This is a genomic window from uncultured Thermosynechococcus sp., assembly GCF_938074695.1.
In the GTDB taxonomy this organism is placed as follows: domain Bacteria; phylum Cyanobacteriota; class Cyanobacteriia; order Thermosynechococcales; family Thermosynechococcaceae; genus Thermosynechococcus.
In genome coordinates this window covers 1-6,905 of sequence record NZ_CALJEM010000063.1, presented here as the reverse complement: position 1 = coordinate 6,905, position 6,905 = coordinate 1, and the positions used below count along the sequence as shown (strand labels likewise).

The window sequence follows — 6,905 nt, the reverse complement described above, 5'->3', positions numbered from 1 at the left end:
TGGGAACGACTCGATGAGCAGTTGCGCCCTAAACAGCCACGTCAATTCCCTGTACCCCAGAGTCGTCAAGGCAACTGGCCAATAACACCGATTATTTTGCTGATTTTGGCTGTGTTCGTGGTTTGGGGGGCGATCGCCTTTTTGCGGCAAATGTTTGGTGTGAGTTGGCAAGATTGGCAGCAAATTGGTCTAGGGGCAGTGCTGACAACGGTGCGCGTAACGGTAGCTCTAATTCTGTCTTTAGTCTGGACAGTTCCAGTGGGGGTGGCGATCGGTCGCAATCCCCGCGCGGCTCAAGTGTTGCAACCCCTTGTCCAAATTGCGGCATCGGTGCCGGCCACGGCGCTCTTTCCTGTCCTACTGTTGACCCTTGCCAATGTGGGCGGAGGTTTGGAGATTGGCTCTGTGGCGCTGATGATGCTGGGCACGATGTGGTACATTCTCTTCAATGTCATTGCCGGTGCCCAAGCAATTCCCACGGAATTATTTGAAGCAGCAGTGGTCTATCAACTCCCTTGGTGGCAGCGGTGGCGCATCCTGATCTTGCCGGGGATTTTTCCCTACTTGATTACGGGTATCATTACCGCTGTGGGGGGAGCTTGGAACTCCAGCATCGTCAGTGAATATGTGGAATTTCAGAATCAAACAGAGCAGACCCTTGGCTTAGGAGCCATCATTTCTGAGGCTAGCGTTCGGGGGGATTTTCCCCTACTGATGGCAGCAACAGCAGTGATGTCGTTACTAGTGGTTTTAACCAACCGCCTCGTTTGGCGCCCCCTCTATCGCTTGGCGGAAACCAAATATCAACTGCTGTAGGTGCTAGATGATGCGGGTCATTGGCCTGATGAGTGGCACCTCGGTGGATGGAATTGATGCGGCTCTAGTGGAGTTAGAGGGGGGCGATCGCCACCTTCAGCTAGAGGTGCTCAACTTTTGTACGGTGCCCTATCCTGCAGACCTGCGGCAGCGGATTCTTGACCTCTGCGGGGAAAAACCTTTGACCCCTAGGGAGTTGGCGGACTTGGATGAGGAGATCGCTGAAGCCTTTGCACTTGCGGCACAGAGGGTTCAACAGGGCTATCCCCGCGCAGAACTCATTGGCTCCCATGGGCAAACGGTCTTTCATCGCCCCCCCACCGGCGATCGCCTGGGCTATAGCCTGCAACTGGGACGGGGAGACTGGATTGCTTGGCGCACGGGCATTACGACCATTGCTAACTTTCGCGCTCAGGATATTGCCTTGGGCGGTCAAGGGGCGCCTCTTGTGCCTCGGGTGGATTGGTGTCTTCTGAGTCATCCCACGGAAGTGCGCTGTGTGCAAAACATCGGCGGGATTGGCAATGTCACCTACTTGCCCCCCCACCTAGAAGATGCCGACGGCAAAGGGGTCATGGGCTGGGATACTGGCCCCGGCAATATGTTGCTTGACCTAGGAGTCATGGCATTATCTGGGGGAGAGCGCACCTACGACGCCGATGGGGCATGGGCACGGCAGGGTCAGATCATCGAACCCTTGGTGGAGCAGTGGCTGCAGGACTCCTTCTTTCATCAGCCGCCGCCGAAGTCCACGGGGCGAGAATACTTTGGTTTGGCCTTTTGGCAACGGTGTCGTGCCGATGCAGTGGGTTTAGCCCCTGCGGATATTTTGGCCACCCTCACAGAACTCACTGCCCGCAGTATTGTGGAGAGTTATCACCGATTTTTGCCCCGACCACCGCAGCGGGTGTTTCTCTGTGGTGGGGGTGCCCATAACACCTTTTTGCGGGAACGCCTTCAGGTGCATTTTGGAGACATTCCGGTGGAAACCACTGCGACGGCTGGGGTACCGGTGGATGCCAAAGAGGCGATCGCCTTTGCTATTCTTGCCTACTGGCATGTGTTGGGGTTGCCGGGGAATTTGCCCCAAGTCACGGGGGCACGCCAAGCGGTTCCCCTAGGTCAGCGATGGAGTGGACAGCAATGACAAGAACCGGATTTTCTCGGATTGTCACCACGGCTGAAATGCAGGCCATCGAGGGAGCAATGTTCAATGGCGGCTTCCCTGTTCCGGCCCTGATGGAAAAGGTGGGACAGCGCCTCAGTCATTTTCTCCAGGGTGAGTTTCCAAGGGCACAGTACCCCCATGTGGGCATTTTGGCCGGCCCTGGGCACAATGGTGGCGATGCTCTAGTGGTGGCACGGGAACTCTGGCACCGAGGGTATGCGGTCACCATCTGGCAGCCCTTTGAGCGCCTCAAGCCCCTGACGGCGGAGCATGCCCGCTATGCTCGCTTTCTCGGTCTGCCCTTTGCCGAGACGGTGGCGGCGTTGCAGGAGGTTGACCTGATTGTGGATGGCCTGTTTGGCTTTGGCCTAGAGCGGGAGCTGACGGGTGACCTTGCCCATGCCATTGATCAGATCAACACTTGGCGACAGCCACGGGTGAGTATTGATGTTCCCTCTGGGCTCCACAGTGATACAGGGGCAGTGTTGGGTAGGGCAATTCAGGCCGATCGCACCCTCTGCTTGGGACTGTGGAAGCGGGGACTCTTGGTGGAGGAGGCTCAGCCTTGGGTAGGGCAGGGGGTGTTAATCCCCTTTGATATTCCCCCCCCTGTCATCGAGGAAGTCTTGGCCACAACGCCGCGACGATATTGTCTAGAGGCTTCCTGTTGGCAAAGTTTGCCTTTGGGGCGATCGCCTATTACCCACAAGTATCAGCAGGGGCAACTGCTCTTGATCGGTGGCTCGGCGGCCTACGGCGGCAGTATTCTCCTCAGTGCACTCGCGGCGCGCTGTACAGGGGTAGGGATGTTGGTGGTGGCGGTGCCGCAGTCTTTGAAGCCCCTTGTCTTGATGCGCGTTCCCGAGGCCATTGTTGTCGGCTGTCCTGAAACGCCTACGGGGGCGATCGCTCACTTACCGGAGACCTTAGATTTAACGCGGTTCTCGGCTATTGCCTGTGGGCCGGGGTTGACCCCTGAGGCGGTGCCCGTGGTAGAAGCGGTGTTGCACTCTGGGCGATCGCTCGTGTTGGATGCCGATGCTCTGAATATCCTAGCCAAACTCACCCCCTGGCCCCTGCCGAATCCCACGATTTTGACTCCCCACTACGGCGAATTTCGCCGCCTTTTTCCCGACCTGGTAGCAGCAGGGGGCGATCGCCTCGACCAAGTCACCGCAGCCGCAGCTCGCAGTAATGCCGTTGTGGTTCTCAAGGGGGCACGAACCGCCATTGCCTCCCCTAAGGGTGACCTCTGGATCAATCCTGAGAGTACCCCTGCCCTTGCGCGAGGGGGTAGCGGCGATGTGCTCACCGGACTCATAGGTGGTCTGCTGGCGCAGCAGGAGGCTCTTACCGCAGCTTGTGGTGGGGTCTGGTGGCATGCCCAAGCGGGACTTCAAGCAGAACGACAGGTAACTTCCCTAGGCGTCTATCCTGAACACTTGATTGCCCACCTGTTACCCACACTGCAGGCGGCTCTAACTGCTGGCGTTTAGCTTTTGCGCCAAGAGTTGATTCGTCAGCTTGGGATCGGCACGTCCACCCGTTTTCTTCATCACTTGGCCCACAAAGAAGCCCTGAAGTTTTGTTTTGCCGGCGCGGTATTGCGCCAGTTCATTGGGATGTGCCGCCAGCACTTCGTCAATCATCGCCTCTAGGGTAGTCACATCGGAGATTTGGCTGAGGCCTTTTTGCTCCACCAGGGCTTTGGGGGAGCCGCCCTGAGCCAGTAATTCCGGCAGCAGATCCTTAGCCATTTTGCTACTAATCGTGCCCGCCTCAATGAGTTGGATCAGTTCCGCCAATTCGGGGGGTTTTAGCGGGAGTGCCGCGATCGCCAGTTTTTGTTCCTTGAGATAGGCCGTAATATCGCCCATGATCCAGTTGGCCGCCAATTTCGGGGGTGCCCCAGCGGCAACCGTGGCTTCAAAATATTCGGCAACAGGGCGTTCATCGGTGAGAACGCGGGCATCCTGTGGCGGTAAGCCCCACTCGGTCTCGTAGCGGTGACGCTTTTGCGCCGGCAGCTCCGGCAGTTCCGCACGCCATGCCGCCAATTGCTCAGCACTGACTTCAATGGGGCCAAGATCGGGTTCGGGAAAGTAGCGGTAGTCACTGGAACCTTCTTTGACGCGCATGGTGCGCGTTTGCTGAGTGGCCTCATCCCAGAGGCGGGTTTCTTGAACGATGGGTTCTCCCGCTTTGATGGCAGCCACTTGTCGCTCAATTTCATAGTCAATGGCGCGTTGGATGGCACTAAACGAGTTCATGTTTTTAATCTCCACCTTTGTGCCAAAGGTGTTGCTGCCCACAGGCCGCACAGAGATATTCACATCACAGCGCAGTGACCCCTCCTGCATATTGCCATCGCAGACCCCCAAGTAACGGAGAATGCGCCGCAGTTCTTGGGCATATTCTGCCGCCTCTTGACCCGTGCGCAGATCGGGTTCGGAGACAATTTCCACAAGGGGTACGCCCGCCCGATTCAAGTCCACTAAGGAGTAGGTGGAGCCAGACAGGCGATCGCTCCCCGCGTGCACCAATTTGCCTGCATCTTCCTCCATGTGCAGGCGGGTAATGCCAATTTTTTTGCGGCTGGCGGTGCCGTTATCATCCACCAGTTCAATCTCTAGGTAGCCATGCTGGGCAATGGGCAGGTCGTACTGCGAGATTTGGTAGTTTTTCGGCAAGTCGGGATAAAAATACTGCTTGCGATCAAACTTGCTGTAGGGGGCAATCTGGCAGTTGAGGGCTAAGCCCGCCTTCACCGCATATTCGAGCACCTTTTCATTCAACACAGGGAGGGTTCCCGGCAAGCCCAAACACACCGGATCAATGTTTGTATTCGGAGGTGCCCCAAACTGGGTTGAGCTACTGGAGAAAATTTTGGTTTGGGTACTCAGTTGGCAATGAATCTCTAAGCCAATCACCGCCTCGTAGGTAAGACTGGCGGGATCCACAGGGGTGGGTTCAGGAGCAGGGGTTGCTGCCTGTTTCTTCGAGGCTGACTGGGTGGATTTCGACGTTTTTGCCGTGTTTGATGCTTGCCGTTTGCTGGATTTTGCCTTTGCCATCAGAAACTCCACAAGGATACCGCCACTATAAAGCAGCTTAGTCAGCGAGGGAGTTGAGAATCAAGAGTTAGGGGCGATGATTGCGCTCCTCCATGGGTACATAGGGCTGATTGTGGGCACCCGTATAGACTTGGGTGGGGCGATAGATGCGGTTGGCCTCCAGTTGTTCTTTCCAGTGGGCTAGCCAACCCGCCACACGGGCGATCGCAAACACAGGGGTAAACAAGTCATTGGGAATCCCCAATCGCCGATACACAAGGCCAGAGTAAAAGTCCACATTGGGATAAATCCCCTTGTAACTGAGATATTCGCCCACCACTTCCTCCAGTTTCAGGGCAATGTCGTAGTAGCGATCGCCGCCAAACTTATCAAACAACTGCTCCGCCAACTTCTGCAAAATTGTGGCGCGGGGATCCTTCACCTTGTAGACGCGGTGGCCAAACCCGGCAATTTTAATCTTATTCTGGATGCACTTTTCCACATAAGGACGGACATTCTCCACACTGCCGATCTCTTCGAGCATATTGATCACATCTTCATTGGCTCCTCCATGGAGTGGCCCTGCCAGTGTACCCACTGCTGAAGCAACTACGGCATAGGGATCTGTCAATGTCGAGGCCGTCACCCGTGCCGAGAAGGTGGAGGCATTCATCGTGTGCTCCGCATGGAGAATCAAGCAAATATCAAACACCCGCGCCGCAAAGGGATCGGGACGCCGTTCATTGAGCATATAGAGGAAATTAGCCGCGTAGTCCAGTTCATCACAGGGCATGACCGGATCATTGCCCTTGCGGATGAGTTGAAACGCCGCCACCATTGTTGGAATTTTCGCCAACAGACGAACGACCGCTGCCCGAATGTACTCTGGATCGTCAAGTGCCCGCCGTGAATAGAATAATCCCAATGCTCCCGCCGAGGCCTGGAGGGCGTCCATGGGGTGGCCACTCTCCGGAAAACACTTCATCATGTCGCGGATGCGGTACTTCACGCGGCGGTGGTAGGTAATATCGTGTTCAAAAGCGGCCAACTCCTCTTTGCTCGGCCAGTAGCCCCAAATCAACAAAAAGGCGGTTTCCAAAAACGTGCTTTTTTCTGCCAGTTCCTGAATCGGGACACCGCGATACTCCAGAATACCGGCTTGGCCATCCACATAGCTAATGGCCGATTGGGCAACGGGAATACCCTCAAGACCGGGGCTAAATTCGCAGGCAACCATGCGTGGGTGTCCTTAGTTCTTAAACAGGGCAAGCTGAGTTGGAATTGCAGTATCTATCAATTTTAGGGGAGAGGGGAAAGATGTTGATAACCAAGCTGCTCACTACTTCCCTGAAGTTTCACAACGTTTTGTCAGCCTTGGAAAACGGCCTCGCTACGGTCGCGATTCGGACATCCCCAAGGAGTTGACGCGATGAAACTTGCCCACTGGATGTATGCAGGGCCTGCTCACATTGGTACCCTGCGCATTGCCAGTTCCTTCAAACTTCAAAAATGTTCATGGCATTATGCACGCGCCCCTTGGGGATGATTATTTTAACGTTATGGGGTCAATGCTAGAGCGAGAGCACCACTTTACGCCTGTCACCGCCAGTATTGTGGAGCGCCATGTTCTAGCACGCGGTTTTCAAGAAAAAGTTGAACCCGCAGCCATCTTTGGCAGCCAGAGGGAGCGCCATGTGGGCAAACGCTTCAAGATTCCCTGTGGCGTAATTGCCGCTCCCATCCACATTCAGGACTTTCCCGTGGGCTATCGGTTGTTCTTGGGCTATGAGGGGACTCGTCAACCGGTGGATTTAATCTACAACTCCTTCACCTTGGGTATGGAAGACCACCTGCTAGAAATTTTTGGT

Annotated in this window: 5 protein-coding genes and 1 pseudogene; 4 read left to right on the top strand and 2 right to left on the bottom strand. The window is 55.7% G+C overall.

Features of this window, described 5'->3' with window-relative positions:
* The 3 genes from Q0683_RS09365 to Q0683_RS09355 form a co-directional block, all read left to right on the top strand.
* A partial coding sequence (locus tag Q0683_RS09365; RefSeq protein ID WP_298977417.1) for an ABC transporter permease subunit occupies window positions 1–816 on the top strand: 816 nt, incomplete at its 5' end.
* Window positions 817–823: 7 nt separating this feature from the next.
* Window positions 824–1,963, top strand: a complete 1,140-nt coding sequence (locus Q0683_RS09360; RefSeq protein WP_298617877.1) for an anhydro-N-acetylmuramic acid kinase — start codon at window positions 824–826, stop codon at window positions 1,961–1,963.
* Window positions 1,960–3,480, top strand: a complete 1,521-nt coding sequence (locus Q0683_RS09355) for an NAD(P)H-hydrate dehydratase (protein WP_298617874.1) — start codon at window positions 1,960–1,962, stop codon at window positions 3,478–3,480. The genes Q0683_RS09360 and Q0683_RS09355 overlap by 4 nt, the downstream gene beginning before the upstream one ends.
* Here the strand turns inward: Q0683_RS09355 and gatB are convergent.
* Together gatB and Q0683_RS09345 are read right to left on the bottom strand one after the other, a co-directional pair.
* Window positions 3,463–5,058 (bottom strand): Asp-tRNA(Asn)/Glu-tRNA(Gln) amidotransferase subunit GatB, encoded by a 1,596-nt coding sequence (gene gatB / locus Q0683_RS09350; RefSeq protein ID WP_298977415.1) that lies wholly within the window; start codon window positions 5,056–5,058, stop codon window positions 3,463–3,465. The two genes, Q0683_RS09355 and gatB, sit on opposite strands and share 18 nt — an antisense overlap.
* A 67-nt stretch (window positions 5,059–5,125) precedes the next feature.
* Window positions 5,126–6,274, bottom strand: coding sequence for a citrate synthase (locus tag Q0683_RS09345; protein WP_298977414.1), 1,149 nt, complete (start codon window positions 6,272–6,274; stop codon window positions 5,126–5,128).
* A gap of 192 nt (window positions 6,275–6,466) precedes the next feature.
* On the opposite strand from Q0683_RS09345, the pseudogene Q0683_RS09340 reads away from it, so the two are divergent.
* Window positions 6,467–6,905 (top strand): annotated as a pseudogene (locus Q0683_RS09340) (hypothetical protein); the annotation flags it as partial.